The organism is Corynebacterium sp. HMSC072D12, assembly GCF_001813925.1.
GTDB classification, from domain to species: domain Bacteria; phylum Actinomycetota; class Actinomycetes; order Mycobacteriales; family Mycobacteriaceae; genus Corynebacterium; species Corynebacterium aurimucosum.
The window spans coordinates 74613-93226 of sequence record NZ_KV814411.1; the positions used below are offsets into that span (position 1 = coordinate 74613).

An 18614-nucleotide genomic window follows, 5' to 3' on the forward strand; every position below is an offset into this window, starting at 1 on the left:
CCCAAGCGTACTGACCCGCGGGGCGGCTCGCCACGGTGAACAACGGTGCGGTTAGGATGAGTGGGTCGAAAGTTTGTGAACCACCACAGTGAAGGAAACATAGGTGTCTACTAACAGCCAGCGCTTGGATGATGCGCTCAATCAGCTCGATCGCGAGCTGAAGTCCCGTGACCGCAAACAAAAGAGCCGCCCACTGGGCGTTGTGCTCATGGCGGCCGTGGTCATTATCGCTCTCGTTGGCGGTATCTGGTTCCTGTCAACGCGCTCATCAGAGGAGGAGGAGATTCAGGCCGAGGAAAGCTCGGCTGCGAACACCACCACCGAAGCCCCCACTGCCCAGGCTTTGAGTGGCAAGCGCGCTAAGCCCCTTGGTGAGACCGTCACCTGCGAATACCCCGAGACCGGCGACGCTTCCCGTGAGGTCCCCACCCCGCAGGGCAAGGGCATTCCTGCCAAGGGTGAGGTGACCGTCAACTTCGCCACCAAGCAAGGCGATATTGAAATGACTCTTGATCGCTCCCTAGCTCCGTGCACCGTCAACGCGATTACAGACATGATTTCGGCAAAGTACTACGACGACACCGTGTGCCACCGCATGACTGATGGCGGCATCTTCGTCCTGCAGTGCGGTGATCCCACCGGCAAGGGTTCCGGCGGACCTGGCTTCCAGTTTGCTAATGAATACCCCACCGATGAAGCTGACGACACAGCAATGGCCCAGCCGGCTCTGTACCCGAAGGGTTCCATCGCCATGGCTAACGCCGGTGAAGACACCAATGGTTCCCAGTTCTTCATTAACTACAAGGACTCGCAGCTTCCGCCTGCCTATACCTACTTTGGCAACCTGACGGAGAAGGGCCAGAAGACCATCGACGCCATTGCCGCTAAGGGCGTCAAGGATGGACAATCCGATGGTGAACCTGCTGAAGAGGTTCGCATCACCAAGGCCACCATCGAAAGCTAAGTTTTACCCCCTTTACGGTGATCAGCCTCGCACACGTTCAGTGAGCGGGGCTTTTCCTTTCCCGTCCCTCACCATCCATCACGGTCTAAGAATTTCTTAGCCTTGAGCTGTTCATTTAGCAAAGCATTCTTCGCCCAAAGGCGTCATATCGTGATAAACCCAGCTCACATGCGACAGTCAGCAGACCTTCAGACTCGCTATTCGAATGGTAGAACCCTTGCAAAACGCGTAGTGCCTCAGTAGCATCTGTGAGGTCTTTGAAATTCCCGAGATACCTAAGGAACGAGAATGAAGCTCTTCTCCCGTAAGGCACTTGTTGCTGCCGCTACCGCCGCTACCGTTTCCCTGTCCGGCGTGACCGTTGCTACCGCTGAGACCACCAACGATGACACCGCCGCGGTAAACGACACCACCAACGACACCAACACCAACGAGGACGCCGGCAAGGACGCTCCTGAGTCTGAGGGCAAGAACAACACCAACAACGGCAAGGACGGGAACAAGGACAAGGACGAGGAGTCTTCTTCCTCTTCCTCCAACGACTCCGAGGGTTCCTCCATCTCCGACATGAGCCCGCGTGAGATCCGCGACTGGATCGCTGTCTTCACCGCTATCATCGGCGCTCTGGGCACCGTCTTCGCTTTCTACAACAAGAACTTCGCTAAGTAAGTCAGACCGAATAGCTCAGACTTTCCGTTCACATTCGAATCAGATTAGGACCACACCATGAAGTTCTTCTCCCGTAAGTCCATCGTTGCTGCTGCCACCGCTGCAACCATCGCTTTCTCCGGTACCGCAGTTGCTTCCGCAGCCCCGGTTGAGGATGACAGCTCCTCCAAGGCTTTCTTCGCTCTCTCCTCCGACGATGAGGGCAACATCAGCCCAAAGGAGATCCGCGAGTGGATCAAGGTCGTCACCTCCATCATCGGCGCCATGGATGACGCTATGCGTCTCGGCGACAAGCTCGCCGGCACCAAGTAAGCCACTGGCTCCGTACACTCCTCTTGCGCACTCCGCGCAGGAGGAGTTTTTGGTTTTCCGTCCCACCAGATACGGCGCCCCCGATAGGGTCGATGCGGCTTCTTAAGCACTCAATTTCTCAAGAAGCCAGAACATACAGGCTAGTCCGGTTCATCCACTTCCTCGATGCGCTCGGCGCCGAGGACGTCCTTGAACACGGAGGCATCAACAAGCTGGCCTCGACGGATGACGGAAATTTGGCCGGTTGGCTCCAAAATCATCAGCTGCACATCGCTGCGCCGGCCCAGGCCAGCTTTGCGCACTGCGGAATTGACGTCTCTCTCGGTAATGTGGGCGAAACTCATATTGTCTTCTTGCAGCTGCCCCTTGTACACGAGCAAGACTGGCTTGCGGTCGATGAACCGTGACCACGTCACCAGTTGGCGGAAGGTACCGAATGCGGCCTCCAAAAGCATCAGGGTGAAAAGTCCAATGATGCCGGCGGCGAGCGTCGGCGGGTTTCCCACGATGACGCGGCCAGAGACCGCACCAAACATAATGATGATGACGGCGTCAGAGGCAGTGATGGACGTCAGAACACGGCTGCCGAAAAGCTTGACCAGGACCATGAAGGCCAGATAGATACCCAGCGTTGCGAGCATCACCAGGGGGATGCGGTGAAGCTCAATGCCGAGCTGATACATTGCCTCGCGTCCAAAAAGCCTCAGTGTATCCACACCCTACTACCCTACCTTCCGGAAGAAAAAGCTAAAGCCCGCACCGTAGTGCGGGCCTGTACATCAGAAGTGACTAGATGTTGAACTGCTTGCGCAGCTGCTCAATTAACTGCTGTACCGGAGCTGGGAGAGCTGCTACCGGCATGTTAATGGCACCAATGACGGCTGCGATAGCAGCCGCGATTGCGGCAAAGATTCCCACGCCCAAGCCGATAGAGGACCCTACGTCCTTGGCAGAACCGCCGTCCTGAGAGCCGTCATTGCCGTCTAGGAACAGCGGCAGAACTGCTTCAGTACCAGCATCGGTAGTGATGTGCAGTTTCTCATCGCCCACCAGCTTCTCCGGGAGTGTGAGCTTGACGGTCGCGCGGCCGCGCTCACCGAACTGCTCGTCACCGGGCTGTGCTGCGTTGTCAATGTCTGCCTCGGCCTTAGCGTCACCCAGTGCAACGGTGACCTTCTTAGCCTGTGGCTCTTCTGCGTTGGAGTAGTTCAGGGAGGAAAGGTCGACTGTGATCTCCTCCCCCGGCTTCAGGTCACCAGACACGTGGGCACCAATCTGGCCCTGGCCGGTGCGAACCTTGGACTCGCCGGAAGCGATGTAGTCAATCATCGCCTGGGTGTCCATGTAGCCAACGTCATTGCGGTTCTTGATGGAACCGGGCTCGAAGAAGCCATCGCCGCCGGCCTCCGTCTCGCTGGAGGCAAGGAAGGAGGACAGAGCAATGCTGTAGTTCTTCTCCGGGTCAATCGGTTCACCGTTAATGGTGACAGACTTAACGCGCTTGCCCTGCTCAGCCTTCTGGTCGTAGACAACGGTGACGTTGTTGGACAGGCCCAGAGCCAGGCGCGGGCGGGACTGGCCAGGCTTCCACTGGTTCTCCAACGCGGTAATGAAGTCTGCGCCGCTAACCTCCGCGGTGATCACGTAATTACCGAATGGCTGAACGGCAAAGATGTCCTGGTAGGAAACATCACCTTGCTTGAGGTCGGCGCGCACACCGCCTGCGTTCATGACACCGATTTCGATGTCCTTGTCCGTCTGCTTAGATAGAGCATAGCGCTGGCCATCGGCAATAAAGTTGTTGAGGGTCGACTCCACACCGCGGTTGGTACCGGTGTCCTTGCCCTCATCAGAACCGCGGTACATGGCCTTCTCGGTGGTACCAGCAGTCTTGGCACCCTCAATCTCCGCTACCTTCTTTGCTTCCTCGACAACCTTAGCTACCTCGGGGTCGTCTTCGAGGCCCTGCAGCTGAGCGAAGACATCTGCGTCGGCCACGTCGTACTGCTTGAGATCAATCTTGGTGATCTTCTTCTCGGCCTTGTCGTAGGTGATGTCGGCGTCGTTAAGCACCTTGCCGTACTCGTAGCCCTGTGCCCAGTACAGCGGCAGTGCGTCCTCACGAGCAACCTCGCCCTGGGTCTTGACGTGAGTATCACCGCCAAAGAGGATATCCACATCCTTGTTGAAGCCCTGCGCGAACTGCTGAGCATCCTCGTGCATGAGCGCCACCACAACCTCGGCCTCGCCGGATTCCTTCAGGCGGCTGGCTTCCTTATTGGTGGCCTCGACGGGGTCGGAGAACTCGACACCTGGGATGGAGGCGGCGGACACCTTGTACTTGGTGTTGGTGGTAACGGTGCCAACGAAGCCGACCTTCACACCGTCTACCTCCTTGACGAAGGAAGCATCGAGCAGGGGCTTGCCATCCTTGGTGACGTTGGCTCCCAGGATCGGGAAGTTGGACTGGTCCTTGATACGGCCCATCAGGTCATCGGTGCCCTTGTCGAACTCGTGGTTGCCCACAGCCGTGACATCGAGGTTCATGGTATTGAGGGCCTCGTTGGTGTACTTGTCTTCAGAAATTGCAGACACGAAGGCGGAGCCGCCAACGTTATCACCGGCGGAGGTCAGGGCGTACTCCTGATCCTTGTTGACGGCCTTGATGAGCGCAGCCATGCGAGCAGCACCCATCTCGGTGTAGCCGCTCAATTCCTTAGTGTCCTTGTCGAACTCCTCAGCCAGCTCAAGGTGGCCGTGGAAGTCGGTGAAGTTAGTGACGGAGAAGGTCACTTGATCAGCCTCGGCGGCGAAGACAGGTGCGCCGGAGATAGCAACGGCGGTAACGGTGGTGGCGGCCAACAGCTGGCCAAAGCGACGGAAGTTCACGTGGTTCTCCTGAGAATGAGAGGAATCTTGTCCACGTGTTTATAACGCATACATCACAATGGCGCAGCGCATGCTGAGACCACCACCAGCGGGTTTACGTAGGATCTTCTACGGTTTCACCCAGGCGCAACCTTGAGTTCAGCCACGCACCCCCGAATCAGGGGTGGCGGGTTAGGCGGTGACGCGATAAACGTCGAAGACACCCTCCGTGTTGCGCAACGTTGTCATGAGCTGGCCCAGTTGCTTGGTATCGGAAACCGAGAAGGAAAAGCGCACGGTCGCGATGTGATCATCACCGCGATTGGACGTCATCGACAGCACATTGAGGCTCTGCTCGCTGAAAATTCGCGTGAGCTCAAAAAGCAGGCCTTGGCGGTCGATGGCCTCCAATTGCAAGGTTGCGGCGAATGCACCGGAGGACTTCGGCCCGCCGGCCCACTCCACCTGCATCATGCGCTCCGGCTCGGACTTCAACTTTTCGGCATTGGTGCAGTCCGCTCGATGGACAGACACGCCACCGCCGCGGGTGACGAAACCAAAGATGGCGTCACCAGGCACCGGCTGGCAGCACTTCGCCAACTTGGCCATGACGTCTGGGCTGCCCTCCACCAAGATGCCGGTACCAGTTGCGGAATCCTTCGTGTGCTGAGCACGGGAGTTCTCCAATTCGCTCAGTGGGGTACGCGAAGCCAAGGCATCGACGGCATCGTCTTGGTCCCCGAACAGGGCCATGAGCTGGTTGGCAACGTGCTGTGCCGACACGTGACCCGCGCCAATAGCGGTATAGAGTGCATCCACATCGGGATAGTGCAGCTGCTCAGCCACCTGCTTCATGGAGCTGGCGGTAAACAGGCGGTGCATGGGCAAGCCGCCGCGCTGCACCTCAGCAGCCAAGGCATCGCGCCCGGCCTCGAGGTGCTCTTCACGGCGTTCTTTGGCAAACCACTGCCGCACCTTCGTCTTCGCCCGAGGCGATACGAGGAATTCCTGCCAATCCCGCGAGGGGCCAGCATTCGGATCCTTTGAGGTAAAAATCTCGACCTTATCGCCGGACTTCAGCTCCGATTCTAGAGCCACGAGCTTGCCGTTGACCTTTGCGCCGATGCACCTGTGGCCGACCTCGGTATGCACCGCATAGGCGAAGTCCACAGGGGTGGACCCCGCGGGCAGATTGACCACGTCACCCTTGGGGGTAAAGGCAAAAATCTGCTTGGCTGTCAGGTCATAGCGCAGCGAATCCAAGAACTCGTTGGGATCTGCAGCTTCCTTCTGCCAATCCAGCAGCTGACGCATCCACGCCATCTGGTCCACTTCTTCTTGGTGGCCCGAGTTCTTGCCCTTAGTTTCCTTATAACGCCAGTGGGCGGCCACGCCGAACTCCGCGTTATAGTGCATCTCGTGCGTGCGCACCTGCACCTCAAGGGTGGAACCGCCGGCCCCAATCACGGTGGTGTGCAGTGACTGGTATACGCCGAATCGCGGAGAGGAAATATAATCCTTGAAGCGCCCTGGAAGAGCTTGATACAGCGAGTGCACCACGCCAATGGCCGCGTAGCAGGAATTGATGTCATCGACGAGGATGCGGATTCCCACGAGGTCAAAAATCTCCGCGAAGTCGCGGCCGCGCACGATCATCTTCTGGTAAATCGACCAGTAGTGCTTCGGGCGCCCCATGACCTCGGCCTCAATACCATTAGCCTTGAGAGCCTGGCCTACCTGGGCCTTGATTTCCTTCAGCGCTCGATCGCGTGAGGGAGCACGATCCGCCACCATGCGCACGATTTCGTCGTACTTCTTTGGGTACAGGATGGCGAAGGCCAAATCCTCAAGCTCCCATTTGACGCTGGCCATCCCTAGGCGGTGAGCCAGTGGCGCAATGACATCGAGAGTCTGGCGTGCCTTCTTCGCCTGCTTTTCGGGCGGCAGGAAGCGCATGGTCCGCATGTTGTGCAGGCGGTCGCACACCTTGATAACGAGCACGCGCGGGTCGGTGGCCATGGCCACGATCATCTTGCGGATTGTCTCTGCCTCCGCGGCGGCACCGAGGGCGACCTTGTCAAGCTTCGTTACGCCGTCGACCAACCGGGCCACTTCGGGACCAAAGTCACGGGTGAGGTCCTCCAGCGAATAGTCAGTATCTTCCACTGTGTCGTGGAGCAAAGCCGCCGCGACAGTCGTGGTGTCCATACCAATCTCAGCCGCAATTGTCGCTACCGCCAACGGGTGCGTGATATAAGGTTCGCCGGATTTGCGGAAAACGCCTTCGTGCAGACGCTGTGCCGTGGTGTAGGCATTGTTGAGCAGCTCCGCATCCGCCTTCGGGTGAAATTCCCGGTGGATCGACATCAACGGGTCCAGAGCCGGATTGATCTTTACGCGACCACCTGTCAGGGAGCGGGCCAATCGCGCGGACATGCCGCGCACACTGCCTGGCCGCCATGCAGTCTTGTCCTGCTTTTCAGTCGTCATGTCTGCCTCCGCGAAGTAGCTTAGGCATACAACCTTAGTCCTTCGTCCCCATCTGGTTGAGCACAATCAGCGGAGAACCTTGCAGGCGCTCGCGCCCCTCAAGTCCTTGGACCTCTAGGACCACGACGTTGCCCACGACTTCAGCTCCAGCGGATTCCAAGAGCAAGGTGGCGCCGTGGAGTGTGCCGCCGGTGGCGAGGACGTCGTCGACAAGCACGATGCGCTTGCCCTCAATATCAATGCCGCTACTGGGGATTTCCAGTGCTGCAGTGCCGTATTCCAGCTCGTACTCCTGGGTCAAGACGGGCGGTGGGAGCTTGCCCTTCTTGCGGATAGCCAAGATTCCTAGTCCCAGCTTGTAGGCTACGGCTGAACCAAGCAGGAAACCGCGTGCATCGAGGCCGCCGATCATGTCTGCGCCGAGCTCCTTGCAGGCCTCTGCTAAGCCATCGACAACGACGGTGAAGGAATCTGCGTCAGCCAACACCGGGGTCAGATCCTCGAAAAGAATTCCCTCCTCTGGGAAATCCTGGACAAGGCGCACCTTATCCTTCAAGGCTTGTGCTGCTGCGACGTAAATCTCGCTCACGACTCTTCCTTTGTTTCAGTTGCTGTTGTGGGGTTATAGCTCCAACGGTCGAGGTTCCACCCGATACCCGCAAGGCCAGTGTAGGGCACCACGCCGGTGACAGCGCGGTCGACAATGAATGTGCGAGGCTGCGCGGCGATGGGAATAGAGGGCAGCTCCTCCCACAATTCCTGCTCCAGATTCCGCAGCGCCGCCGCGTGCTTCACGCTAGAGGACGGCGCGGAATGCTCACGCATCGGGTCCACGGCGCCGAGGTAGACATCTATCTCCGGCTGCCCAGTTGCAGGATCCGCGGCCAATTGCGCACGGGAAACCCGCTCGCCGGAACGGTCCTCCACCATGATCCCCGCAGGTTCGCACGCGGCGCGGAGCTCCTCCACCATCGCCTTATAACGCGGGTTAGGCCCGAGGTAACCCACTCCGATGGTGTAGCCGGACAGACCGGATGCCGTTGCATTGTCTACAGGAACGGTTGTCAGCGAAGACATCTGCGCCGCGACCGGATCATCATTGCGCACGGTACGGACGGTGACAGCGGGGACGTCCACGCCAGATTCCTTCGATGAGACCTGCGCCAAGTGCTGTGCATCCACACAGGCCGCAAAGGCAGCGCGTGCCCAGGGCTGAGAAAAGGTCCCAGCCTCGGAGAATACTAAGGTGTCTGTCAGGCTTCCTGCCGAAGACGTCACCTCTACTGGCTTGCCTTCTGCATCCCGGTCGAACCACGACGGTGACGCGGTGGCAGCCTCGGCAACGCGGAGCTCATCTGAGGCAACAAACGCGGCAGCGTCTGCGCTTCTCGGAAGCATGAGGATCTCGCGCAGGGTCGGCTTATCGCCGTAATAGTTATCGTTGGCGGTGAGCACAATGGCACCGTCATCCTCAACGCGCTCGATTTGATAAGGACCGAAGGAAACCTGTAACTCCGGGTCAAAGCGCCCAGGCTCCGTAGAGAAACCATAGCGCCACGCCTCTGCTACCGGCTGCAAAGTAGCTACGTCCTGAGAATGTAGAGCTGCATTGAGTTCTTCGAGGTTCATATCAGCCCGCTTGGCTAACACGTGTGCTGGGACAACCGAACCCGGCCCAAACAAATACCGCCACCGCGAGCCGGCATCAGGTGTAAACCATACGGTGAATTTCTTGCTGTGGGGCGCGCATTCCACTTCTGTCACTTCCTCCATCAGGGGAAGGTGGGAACCGAAAATCTCGCTCAACTGCCCGGCGGTGAAGGCCAAAAGGTAATCATCACAGGTCACGGCTTCACCGTCAGCAAAACGTGCTTGCTCAGTGAGCGTGAAGTCCACGTGCGCCCCAGCGTCCTCACCCTCGGCAGCAAAGAACTCGGCATCGGCGAGATCTGAATTAGGGACCATCTGCCCCGCCGGGCCCGGTACGTAGAGCGCCGGGAAAACACGGCTAGCCAGCTGGGCCGCCCCCACCGCATCCCCCCACGCCGTGGCTGCATTGCTGGTGGCAATGGGGGCGTCGGCCAGCACCGCAAAACGCGATGGCGGGGTGTCTTTGCCAAGGCCGCCTTCCTGTGCCCCGCATGCGGTCACAGTAAGAGCTACCGCGGCACACAGCGCCGCGAATGATGGACTACGCACGGCTTAGCGCCCAGGGCGCCAGGACGCCCCACCGGACTCGTCGCTACGCGGCCCGGATTCGGTCTGTGTTGCGGCTGGTGCAGAAGCTGCGGCCGGGGATGCCACGGTGCGTGTTGCCTTCGGCGCATCCTCATCCTCTGCTTCTGCAGTCCACCCCTCGGCGCGGTAGGCAGCGACCACCTCATTGTGCTTCTTAACGCTCTTGCGCTGATTCGACAAGGTCACCAGCAACGTGGTGGCCAGGAAGATGGAGGAAAAGACACCTTCAATAACGCCAATGAACTGAACCAATGCCAGATCGCGCAAAGTACCAATGCCCATTAACCACACGGCGACGATGAACAGCGCGATGATAGGCAAGGCCGAAATCACCGAGGTGGAGATGGAACGCATCACGGTCTGGTTGACAGCCAAGTTAGTGAGCTCGGCGTAGGTCTTCTTGCGTTGGCCTTCCAGCCCCGTTGTATTCTCATCCACCTTGTCGAAGACAATGACGGAATCGTAGAGGGAGAAGGTCAGGACTGTCAGCAGACCGATGATGACTGCCGGGGACACCTCGAATCCGAAGAGCGCGTAGATGCCCGCGATGAAGACACCGTCAAAGATGAGCGCGAGGATAGCGGCAAAAGCCATATCGCGCTGCAGGCGGACCGCCACATAGATGGTAGCCAGCACGAGGAAGACCGCCATGGCAATAACCATGCGTTGGGTGATCGATGAGCCCCAGGATTCCGACACCGTCGAGGAGCCAATTGCATCCGGGCTCGGCTTGCCGTTGTCATCCTTGACTTGGTAGGTCTCAAAGATAGCCTGGCGGGCTTGGTTAACCTCATCTTGCGACAGGCGCTCGGAGGTGATCTCCAGAGTCTCCGAAGAACCGGCGCCCACAATCTGCACCAGCTCCGGAGTGACACCGGTGGCTTCCGTGAAGGTTTCTTCTACCTGTTCAGTAGAAAGATCGCCTGCAGGCATGTTGAGTTTCGTGCCGCCCTCGAAATCAAGGGACAGATTGAAGCCGCGAAGTACGATAGCCAGGATCGAGGCAATAAGCAGCACGCCGGCGATGGTGTACCAGGTCTTAGCCCGGCCCACGAAGTCAAATCCACTGCCGTCCACATAGAGACGGTCAAAACGGGAAATCTTGCGGTTAGTAGTTTCGACAGCCATGGTTACTTCTCCTCATCCGTAGCAGTAGCGACGGGTTTCTTGGCCGGTTTGGCATAAAAGCCGCGTTCACGGCGTTCCTCCACAAGGTTGTAAATACCGCCTAGGCCGTTCATCGACGGCTTGGCAAAGGCTGGGCGGCTACCAAGAAGCTGCATGAGCGGTGCCATGATCAGGAAGGATACGACGAGGTCGAAGATGGTGGTGAGGCCCATGGTGAAGGCAAAACCCTTGACGGCGCCAATGGACAAGAAATAGACCACGACGGAGCCGATGAGGGTCACGGCCTTACCTGTGACAATCGTTGCTCGCGAACGCTCCCAACCAGTGCGGGTGGCGGAGCGGAAGGTACGTCCGCTCAAGAGCTCATCCTTCATACGCTCGTAGTAGACGACGAAGGAGTCAGCGGTGGCACCAATACCGATGACCAAGCCCGCCATGCCGGAAAGATCAAGCGAGTAACCGATCCACCGGCCCAGCAGAACCAGTGCGCCATAAAGCAGAACGCAGGTAGCGATGAGGACCAACAGAGCCACCGAAGACAGGGCACGGAAGTAGTAGATGGAATACAGCGAAACCAGGATGAGGCCCACGATGCCCGCGATGAGCGCTGCCTCAAGAGCTGCCTTGCCCAGCGATGGCGGAACGGTTTCTACCGTGCCCCCCGGCTCGCCGTTAGCGCCGGTAAAGGACAGTGGGAGCGCACCATAACGCAGGTTATTGGCCAAGTTCTGGGCCTCCTCCTGCGTGAAGTCACCGGTGATGGAAGTGGCAGAACCAACCGGGGTCGGGCCTTGGATTACCGGCGCGGAAATCACGGCGGAGTCGAGGGTGATAGCCACCTGCTTCTGGAGGTACTCCTGGGTCAGGGTAGCCCAGGTTTGCGAACCATTGGGGCCATCGCCGGTCTTGAAGGCGAAGTTAATCTCCATCTGACCAGTCTGGGAATTGAGCCCGCCTTGAATCGGGGCGTTGTTATCAATCTCGTTACCGGTCAGGCGAGTTCCGTTCGGATCTTCAATGCCGTCCAGCAGCGGAGCCGGGTTAAGAATATAGGGCTGCTGATTCGAGTAATCACAAGCCACCAAGGGCTTTGCAGGGTCGTCGGTACCTGCCAGCGGATCGGATTCCGCATCACAGGTCATCAGTCCCAAGGCTGCGGTCTGCACGGTGGGGTCTTCGGACTGGCGGTCCTTGAGCAGAACCTCAGTAACCTTGTCGCGGCGCTCAGTTTCCTCAAGGGAGTTCGCTGGGTCCGGAAGCGGCTTTTCGCTCACAGTCGGAGCCGGTGACTTGTCATCCTTCTCCTCGTCCTTCTGATCGCCGCCCTGGGCGGCGTCGGCACTCTGGTTGAGTGCCTCATGGATGGAGGCCAGCGACTGATCAGCATGCTCCGGAGTTACCACCCCGTACTTAACCCACCGGTTAGCCATATCCGTCATGGTCTTCTCAAGCTTGCCCATGTCTGGCATCGGCTGCTCGCCCACTGGGCGGAACAACAGCTGGGAGGTTTGGCCCACGGCCTGCGCCTGGGAGGCATCTTCACCGGGGACGGTAATGACCAAGCTGGAGCCACTGATGACGACCTCAGAACCGGACACGCCCATGCCATTCACGCGCTGCTCGAGGATGGTGCGCGCCTGCTGCAGCTGTTCCTGGGTGGGGTCTTCGCCCTGCGGCACCAGGGTTACGCGGGTTCCGCCCTGCAGGTCAATGCCGAGCTTGGGTGTTGGTGACTTATCACCGGTCAAAAATATCAGCGCATAAACCACGATGACAATGAGCGCAAAAAACGCCATCGCACGCTTGGGCCATTGCCGTTGACGGCTGCTAACGCCACCACGTTTCGAAGCGGACACAAAGATCTCCTGTGTTGTGAGGAACAGGGCTAAAAATCATAGGTCATGGCAGCAACCGCCGCGCACGCACTGGGCGCCGCGGTGCCTCCATGACTAAAGCACAGTCCACCATGGTACGTCATGGACTGTTGTTTTCCTTAACAGACTTAAGGTACGCGCCCGCACTGTGACGAGCGCAACGCAATCTTAGAGTTTCGGGAAGCGCTCGTCGTTCTCGTCCTCCGTCTCCACTGGCGCATCAGTGTTTGCGCCGGCTGCGTCAGCGGAGCGAACGATGGCCATCGTGTCGAAAGTCATCACCGTGCCGTCCTTCACCTGCAGATCAACCTGCTCGCCGCGGGTTTCGACGACGGTGCCGTGGAGGCCGCCGGCAGTAATCACTTCCTGCCCCGCCTGCAGCGAGGATTGGAGCTTTTGCATCTGCGCCTGGCGCTTGCGCTGCGCTCGCATCGACATGAAGCTCGGCAAGATGACGAGGATGGCGAGAACAAGGAGAAGAAGAAGTTGAGTTCCGTTCATAAAAGGCCAGTGTGCCAGACCGCCCTACCTCCGGGCCAATTAAAAAAGGGTCCCGCCAACCGCTCCCTCGGGCGCCTCCAGTCCTAGGTGTTGCCATGCGGCGGCTGTTGCCACACGGCCGCGGCCGGTTCGTGAGATCATGCCGGCACGCACGAGATAGGGCTCACAGACCTCCTCCACCGTCGATGGTTCCTCGCCCACCGCGATGGCTAGGGTATTCACTCCTACGGGGCCACCGCCGTGGCCTTTGATCAAAGCCCCGAGCACCGCGCGGTCAAGACGGTCCAATCCGCGCTCATCGACGTCGAAGACCCGCAGCGCTGCCTGGGCAGCTGCAACATTAATATGTCCATCCCCGTTGACTTCGGCATAGTCTCGGACTCGGCGCAAAAGCCGGTTGGCAATACGCGGAGTTCCACGCGAGCGGGAACCAATCTCTACCGCGGCATCCTGATCGATGTCCACCTCCAGAATCCGCGCTGCACGGCTAATTACCCGGGTGAGATCCTCAGTATCGTAATACTCCATCTGCGCGGTGAAACCGAAGCGATCACGCAACGGACCAGTCAGCATGCCCGCACGAGTTGTCGCTCCTACCAGTGTAAAAGGCGGGATTTCCAGCGGGATGGACGTCGCTCCTGGGCCTTTGCCCACGATGACATCGATGCGGAAATCCTCCATTGCCATGTAGAGCATTTCCTCAGCTGGGCGGGCGATGCGGTGAATTTCATCGATGAAGAGCACATCCCCCTCCATCAGATTCGACAACATCGCCGCTAGATCCCCGGCCCTCTCCAGCGCTGGGCCCGAGGTCATACGCAAGGAGCTTCCCAGCTCTTGGGCGATGATCATCGCCATGGTGGTCTTGCCCAGCCCAGGCGGGCCGGAGAGCAATACGTGGTCCGGGGTGACACCACGGTTTTTCGCGCCATTGAGCACGAGCGATAGCTGCTCGCGCACCTTGGGTTGGCCAATGAATTCATCGAGGGACTTCGGGCGCAGCGAGCGCTCAATATCGTGCTCGCCCTGTTGCTCTGTGGCGTCCACATCCTGGTTACGCTGCGGGGGCGAGCTTAAATCCATCCCCTCCGGAAGCTTAAATTCAGTGCGTTCTACGTCTGACATGTCACCCACTCTCCCCTATTTCTTGGCGCCAAGCTGGCTCAGCGCTGCGCGCAGCACCACCGGCGTCGCCGCATCGGGTTGCTCTGCCGCCACGGATTCCACCACGGGGCGGGCCATTTTATCAGTAAAGCCCAACCCAATAAGAGCCTCAACGACATCCTCAACCACCGGCCCGGCGGCAGCCGGGGCAGCAGCCGAGAGATCCGCGCCTTCTGCCGGGGCGAAAGCCTTGACCTTATCTTTGAGCTCCAGAATCAACCGCTGTGCAACGCGTTTGCCCACTCCCGGGATTTTCTGCAAGCGTGCGGCCTCCTCCCCCGCAATCGCCTGTGCCAAATCGCCCGCGCTCATCACGGACAGAGCAGCTAGAGCCAGTTTTGGCCCCAGCCCAGAAACCGTTTGGAGGACGTGGAACATATCGCGGTCATCCTGACTGGTGAAGCCGTACAGCGTCATCGAGTCTTCCTTTACCACGAGCGTGGTCATGATCCGCGCTTCCTCGCCACGCTGTAGGGTTCCCAGCATGGCCGGGGTGGCCAGGACCTTATAGCCCACGCCAGCGCATTCCAGCACGGCATGATCAAGCTGGATGTCTAGGACGGTTCCGCGCAAAGATGCAATCATTAATAGGGTTCCTTGGTGTGAGTGGTTGTGCCAGTTAGCTTAGGAGGTCGTCTTCGCCGCTTGGGAGACGGATGCGGTACGCGGCGAGGTGCCGCGTACTCCGCTCGTTCGTGCCCCGGCCCCGACGCCAGCGCTCGCATCACCGCCGGTCATCCATGCCAGGGCTGGCGCACGCCAGCAGTGACACACGGCTAGGGCTAGGGCATCCGCAGCGTCGGCCGGCTTAGGCGCCTCACTGAGCCCCAAGATTCGAGTAATCATGGCAGTCATCTGCTTCTTATCAGCACGTCCATTGCCTGAAATTGCCTTCTTGACTTCGGAAGGGGTGTACATGTGCACCGGAATATCCCGCTCTGCTGCGGCAAGGACCAATACCCCAACCGCGTGCGCGGTCTGCATCACGGTTGAGACTTGACCGCGTTCGAATACGCGCTCGAGGGCCACAACATCCGGCTTATAGTCATCCATCCATTCCCGGACTGCCACCGATAGTCGCTTCAGGCGCTCCCCTAAGTCCTTGTCGCTGGGGGTGCGGACGACCCCTACGGCGATGGGAATGACCCCACGCCCACGACCGGCTTGGACAACTGACAGACCGCAACGCGTCAGACCGGGATCAATGCCCATGACGCGCAACCCCTCCAAGTTCACGGCCGCCTCCTCGCCCTTGTTGCACGCGCCCTTGTGAAGCGCTTGTTTATCTAGGAACAGTGTACACACATGTGTTCTAGTCTAGGCAGTCCCCCAAGCCGCTTACTCGCCTCTCCTACTGCGCGGCGTAGAGTGGCGCGCATGTCTCAACATCCTAATGACTATTCAGAGTTTATCCGTTCCCGCCATTCACCGCGCGCATTCCTTCCGGAGCCGCTCCCCGCTGATGTCATAAAGCAGGTGCTTATCGACGCCCGATCCGCCCCCTCCAATTCCAATACCCAACCATGGAATGTGCACCTCGTCGGCGGTACGGCACTGCAAGAACTAAGCGCTGTTCTCATATCCGAATTCGATAAGAACGGCATCAACCCAGACTTCACGATTGATTACGGTCAAGGCGTTCACCCGCAGCGCTCTCAGCAACTGGCAGCCAAAATGTATGGGCTCCTCGGCATTGCGCGTGAAGATAAAGAAGCCCGCACGGAATTTATCCGTGAAAACCTTCGCTTCTTCGGTGCCCCGCACACCGCGCTGCTTTTCATTCCCCCGATGGGTGACCGCATCCGTGCCGCTTTTGACCAAGGCACCTATGCGGAGAATTTTTTGCTCTCGCTCCAGGCGCACGGCTATCACGGCGTCCCGCAGGGCATGATTTCGCTGCTCGCCCCAACCGTCCGTGAGTTCCTGGGCGTGGACGAGGATTACAAACTCGTCACCGCCCTAACTTTCGGCGTAGCAGACCAGTCCAGCCCTGTGTTCAAGACTGCCCCGGGCCGCGCACCATTGTCAGAGACGGTGACTGCTCATGGCATGGAAGGCCTCGAGCTCGACTAGCCTTCTTAGTCCTCGTCCAGCTCGGCGAGGACCTCTTCGCTTAAGTCCATGTTGGTATAAACGTTCTGGACATCATCCGAATCCTCGAGAGCATCGATGAGGCGGAAGATCTTGCGGGCATCATTTGCCTGCAGCGGCACCTCAACGGAAGCACGGAAGTCGGTATCGGTGTCATCGACCTCGATATCGGCAGCAACGAGCGCCTCGCGCACGGCAGGAACATCGCCCGGTGCGCAGGTGATCTCGAACTTCTCGCCGTTGTCATTGACCTCTTCGGCGCCGGCCTCGAGGACGGCGAGAAGGATGTCATCTTCACTGAGTTCGCCCTTCTCCACCATAACCAGACCGGTGCGGGAGAACATATATGCCACGGAACCGGACTCGCCGAGGTTGCCGCCATTCTTAGACATCGCAGTGCGGACGTCCGTCGCCGCACGGTTACGGTTATCCGTCAGGCACTCGATGAGCATGGCCACGCCGTTCGGGCCATAGCCCTCGTACATCACGGTTTCCCAATCGGCACCACCGGCCTCTTCGCCGGAACCGCGCTTGCGGGCGCGCTCAATGTTGTCGTTGGGAACGGAGGCCTTCTTAGCCTTCTTGATCATGTCATCAAGGGTGGGGTTGGCTGCGGGGTCACCGCCGCCGGTGCGTGCTGCCACCTCGATATTCTTGATCAGCTTGGCAAATTCCTTGCCACGCTTGGCATCGTTCGCCGCCTTCTTGTGCTTCGTTGTTGCCCATTTAGAGTGGCCTGCCATGTCATCCCTTTCGATGTGGCTTAAAAGACTTGTGTGGAAACTGTTGTAATTATACGGCCTCACCGAGCCTCCACCAGCACAGGGGGCCGTGCCCCGCCTGCATCCTAGACGTTTTGCCAATTGCCATTGGCGCTGGAGCCATCACTATCCGGATGCAGGGTGCGCGTCAGCCCCTCCTGCATCGCCACGGCCAGTAGCTCGCCTCGCTGATTGAAAATCTTTCCTTGGGCAAGTCCCGTACCGGTTTGCGCTGACGGGCTGGACTGCGAAAACAGCATCCACTCATCCACCCGCACTGGCCGCAAGAACCACAGCGAATGATCCAAGCTGGCTAGCTGAATCCTTTCTCCTTGGTGCGGAAGAAGCGCCGTGCGGATCAACGTCATGTCAGACATATACAACAACGCTGCCTGGTGGAGGGATTGGTCAGAGGTAGCAGAAAGCAGGTCACAGGTGTTGCGGAACCAAATATTTCTAAACCCTGCCCCAGTGGTTTCGGCAGCGACAGTATCGCGGTCCGCGTCCGGAACGAGCCGCACATCCCAGTCTTCCCACTCCTTCAAAATGATACGGGTGGAGTAAGGCGAGTCCTTAATACTCTCGGGTGGCAGTACCTGCGGTATGTCGACCTGATGCTCAGGACCGATATCCCCGGTCGCGTGGAAACCGGCACTGAGCATGAAGATCAAGCGATCATCCTGAAAGACGCGCACGTGGCGGTGCGCAAAAGAACGGCCATCCCTAATCCGCTCGACCTGGATGGTGGTGGGAGCGCTGGAATCGCCCGGGCCCACGAAGTAGCAGTGCATGGAATGCGCTAGCTTCTCATCGACCGTGAGCTGCGCTGCCCGCAGCGCCTGCGCCATGGTTTGTCCGCCGAAGGTGCGCGCAATGAGCGAGGGAACCACGGGGCCGCGGAACTCGTCTTCACCGATCCGCTCGATATCGACCGCCTGGGCCACCGATGCCATGTTCTGCTCCTCTTTCCTTTCTGTTATGGCGCTCGCCACACTAACCCCGACCATCCTACTCACGTGCTGATCCACTCTCGGAAGTTGCGTACTATATTCCGCATGACTTCAACCACCCCGCACAGCGTGCACCGTGTGGCCGCGTACCTGGAAATGTTCACGTGGGGCCTGCTGATCTTCTCCATGATCCTCAAGTACTCCGGCACGACCGAAGCACTCACCCCCATCGCGGGAGGTATCCACGGCTTTGGCTTCCTCTGTTTCCTGCTCATGACGGCGCTGGTATGGATCAATAACCGGTGGTCACTCGGCGTGGGAATTCTGGGGTTAGCCGTAACCGTAATCCCCTTCGCGGCCTTGCCCTTTGCAGTGTGGGTATCGCGGCGCGGACTCGTCGCCGGCCCGTGGCGGTTCAGCAATGCCGATGACTCAGAGCCGCACGGTGTCTTCGACACGATCTTGGCACAGGCCATTCGCCACCCGGTGCGCACCGCGCTCATCGCGCTGCTCGTCGTTGCCGTAGTGTTCAGCGTTCTGCTCATGGTGGGGCCACCCGTCGACGTCGAGTCCGCCATTGAAAATAATCGCTAAGGCCCCAAGC

Annotated in this window: 18 protein-coding genes; 5 read left to right on the forward strand and 13 right to left on the reverse strand. The window is 59.0% G+C overall.

Features of this window, described 5'->3' with window-relative positions; translation table 11 throughout:
* The first annotated feature begins 103 nt into the window (after positions 1-103).
* The 3 genes from HMPREF2943_RS07910 (at position 104) to HMPREF2943_RS07920 (ending at position 1945) form a co-directional block, all read left to right on the forward strand.
* Positions 104-964: a peptidylprolyl isomerase gene (locus tag HMPREF2943_RS07910; RefSeq protein ID WP_070711283.1), complete on the forward strand. Its 861-nt coding sequence runs from the start codon at positions 104-106 to the stop codon at positions 962-964.
* Between the two features lie 288 nt (positions 965-1252).
* Positions 1253-1633 (forward strand): hypothetical protein, encoded by a 381-nt coding sequence (locus tag HMPREF2943_RS07915; protein WP_070711284.1) that lies wholly within the window; start codon positions 1253-1255, stop codon positions 1631-1633.
* Between the two features lie 57 nt (positions 1634-1690).
* Positions 1691-1945 (forward strand): hypothetical protein, encoded by a 255-nt coding sequence (locus HMPREF2943_RS07920; RefSeq protein WP_070446814.1) that lies wholly within the window; start codon positions 1691-1693, stop codon positions 1943-1945.
* A 140-nt stretch (positions 1946-2085) separates the two neighbouring features.
* Here the strand turns inward: HMPREF2943_RS07920 and HMPREF2943_RS07925 are convergent, their stop codons facing one another.
* The 11 genes from HMPREF2943_RS07925 to ruvC form a co-directional block, all read right to left on the reverse strand.
* The gene (locus HMPREF2943_RS07925; RefSeq protein WP_210386015.1) at positions 2086-2628 is read right to left on the reverse strand and encodes a DUF421 domain-containing protein; all 543 of its coding nucleotides are present in this window, start codon (positions 2626-2628) and stop codon (positions 2086-2088) included.
* A gap of 106 nt (positions 2629-2734) precedes the next feature.
* Positions 2735-4834: a bifunctional metallophosphatase/5'-nucleotidase gene (locus HMPREF2943_RS07930; RefSeq protein WP_070711285.1), complete on the reverse strand. Its 2100-nt coding sequence runs from the start codon at positions 4832-4834 to the stop codon at positions 2735-2737.
* Between the two features lie 171 nt (positions 4835-5005).
* Positions 5006-7303, reverse strand: coding sequence for a RelA/SpoT family protein (locus HMPREF2943_RS07935; RefSeq protein WP_070446810.1), 2298 nt, complete (start codon positions 7301-7303; stop codon positions 5006-5008).
* 34 nt (positions 7304-7337) lie between these two features.
* Complete coding sequence (locus HMPREF2943_RS07940; RefSeq protein WP_070711286.1) at positions 7338-7892, reverse strand: adenine phosphoribosyltransferase; 555 nt, start codon at positions 7890-7892, stop codon at positions 7338-7340.
* Positions 7889-9502: an ABC transporter substrate-binding protein gene (locus HMPREF2943_RS07945; RefSeq protein WP_168166185.1), complete on the reverse strand. Its 1614-nt coding sequence runs from the start codon at positions 9500-9502 to the stop codon at positions 7889-7891. The genes HMPREF2943_RS07940 and HMPREF2943_RS07945 overlap by 4 nt, the downstream gene beginning before the upstream one ends.
* 3 nt (positions 9503-9505) lie before the next feature.
* Positions 9506-10669 carry a protein translocase subunit SecF gene (secF, locus tag HMPREF2943_RS07950; RefSeq protein ID WP_070644894.1) on the reverse strand — a complete coding sequence of 388 codons (1164 nt, stop codon included), beginning with the start codon at positions 10667-10669 and terminating at the stop codon, positions 9506-9508.
* Between the two features lie 2 nt (positions 10670-10671).
* A complete protein-coding gene (secD, locus tag HMPREF2943_RS07955) occupies positions 10672-12465 on the reverse strand; it encodes a protein translocase subunit SecD (protein WP_210388765.1) in 1794 nt (597 codons plus the stop codon).
* 246 nt (positions 12466-12711) lie between these two features.
* Entirely contained in the window at positions 12712-13044 is a 333-nt protein-coding gene (yajC, locus tag HMPREF2943_RS07960) for a preprotein translocase subunit YajC (RefSeq protein WP_070644898.1), read from the reverse strand.
* Positions 13045-13083: 39 nt separating this feature from the next.
* Positions 13084-14169 carry a Holliday junction branch migration DNA helicase RuvB gene (ruvB, locus tag HMPREF2943_RS07965; RefSeq protein ID WP_070446798.1) on the reverse strand — a complete coding sequence of 362 codons (1086 nt, stop codon included), beginning with the start codon at positions 14167-14169 and terminating at the stop codon, positions 13084-13086.
* Positions 14170-14184: 15 nt separating this feature from the next.
* Positions 14185-14793 carry a Holliday junction branch migration protein RuvA gene (ruvA, locus tag HMPREF2943_RS07970; protein ID WP_070446796.1) on the reverse strand — a complete coding sequence of 203 codons (609 nt, stop codon included), beginning with the start codon at positions 14791-14793 and terminating at the stop codon, positions 14185-14187.
* Between the two features lie 39 nt (positions 14794-14832).
* On the reverse strand, positions 14833-15444 hold the full coding sequence (gene ruvC / locus HMPREF2943_RS07975; RefSeq protein WP_070711331.1) for a crossover junction endodeoxyribonuclease RuvC: 612 nt from the start codon (positions 15442-15444) through the stop codon (positions 14833-14835).
* Positions 15445-15585: 141 nt separating this feature from the next.
* On the opposite strand from ruvC, the gene HMPREF2943_RS07980 reads away from it, so the two are divergent.
* Complete coding sequence (locus HMPREF2943_RS07980) at positions 15586-16281, forward strand: nitroreductase (protein ID WP_083315662.1); 696 nt, start codon at positions 15586-15588, stop codon at positions 16279-16281.
* Between the two features lie 5 nt (positions 16282-16286).
* On the opposite strand, the gene HMPREF2943_RS07985 is transcribed toward HMPREF2943_RS07980, so the two are convergent.
* Together HMPREF2943_RS07985 and HMPREF2943_RS07990 are read right to left on the reverse strand one after the other, a co-directional pair.
* Positions 16287-17042 carry a YebC/PmpR family DNA-binding transcriptional regulator gene (locus HMPREF2943_RS07985; protein WP_070711288.1) on the reverse strand — a complete coding sequence of 252 codons (756 nt, stop codon included), beginning with the start codon at positions 17040-17042 and terminating at the stop codon, positions 16287-16289.
* Positions 17043-17146: 104 nt separating this feature from the next.
* Complete coding sequence (locus HMPREF2943_RS07990) at positions 17147-18013, reverse strand: acyl-CoA thioesterase (protein ID WP_070711289.1); 867 nt, start codon at positions 18011-18013, stop codon at positions 17147-17149.
* A gap of 102 nt (positions 18014-18115) precedes the next feature.
* Between HMPREF2943_RS07990 and HMPREF2943_RS07995 the strand changes: the two genes are divergently transcribed.
* The gene (locus tag HMPREF2943_RS07995) at positions 18116-18604 is read left to right on the forward strand and encodes a DUF3817 domain-containing protein (RefSeq protein WP_070711290.1); all 489 of its coding nucleotides are present in this window, start codon (positions 18116-18118) and stop codon (positions 18602-18604) included.
* The last annotated feature ends 10 nt before the right edge of the window (positions 18605-18614 follow it).

Bases quoted from the DNA above. Each gene is read 5' to 3' on its own strand.
- HMPREF2943_RS07915 (WP_070711284.1), top strand. From the start codon at position 1,253: ATGAAGCTCTTCTCCCGTAAGGCACTTGTTGCTGCCGCTACCGCCGCT.
- HMPREF2943_RS07920 (WP_070446814.1), top strand. From the start codon at position 1,691: ATGAAGTTCTTCTCCCGTAAGTCCATCGTTGCTGCTGCCACCGCTGCA.
- HMPREF2943_RS07925 (WP_210386015.1), bottom strand. From the start codon at position 2,628: ATGTATCAGCTCGGCATTGAGCTTCACCGCATCCCCCTGGTGATGCTC.
- HMPREF2943_RS07935 (WP_070446810.1), bottom strand. From the start codon at position 7,303: ATGACGACTGAAAAGCAGGACAAGACTGCATGGCGGCCAGGCAGTGTG.
- secF (WP_070644894.1), bottom strand. From the start codon at position 10,669: ATGGCTGTCGAAACTACTAACCGCAAGATTTCCCGTTTTGACCGTCTC.
- secD (WP_210388765.1), bottom strand. From the start codon at position 12,465: ATGGCGTTTTTTGCGCTCATTGTCATCGTGGTTTATGCGCTGATATTT.
- yajC (WP_070644898.1), bottom strand. From the start codon at position 13,044: ATGAACGGAACTCAACTTCTTCTTCTCCTTGTTCTCGCCATCCTCGTC.
- ruvB (WP_070446798.1), bottom strand. From the start codon at position 14,169: ATGTCAGACGTAGAACGCACTGAATTTAAGCTTCCGGAGGGGATGGAT.
- ruvA (WP_070446796.1), bottom strand. From the start codon at position 14,793: ATGATTGCATCTTTGCGCGGAACCGTCCTAGACATCCAGCTTGATCAT.
- HMPREF2943_RS07980 (WP_083315662.1), top strand. From the start codon at position 15,586: ATGTCTCAACATCCTAATGACTATTCAGAGTTTATCCGTTCCCGCCAT.
- HMPREF2943_RS07985 (WP_070711288.1), bottom strand. From the start codon at position 17,042: ATGGCAGGCCACTCTAAATGGGCAACAACGAAGCACAAGAAGGCGGCG.
- HMPREF2943_RS07990 (WP_070711289.1), bottom strand. From the start codon at position 18,013: ATGGCATCGGTGGCCCAGGCGGTCGATATCGAGCGGATCGGTGAAGAC.
- HMPREF2943_RS07995 (WP_070711290.1), top strand. From the start codon at position 18,116: ATGACTTCAACCACCCCGCACAGCGTGCACCGTGTGGCCGCGTACCTG.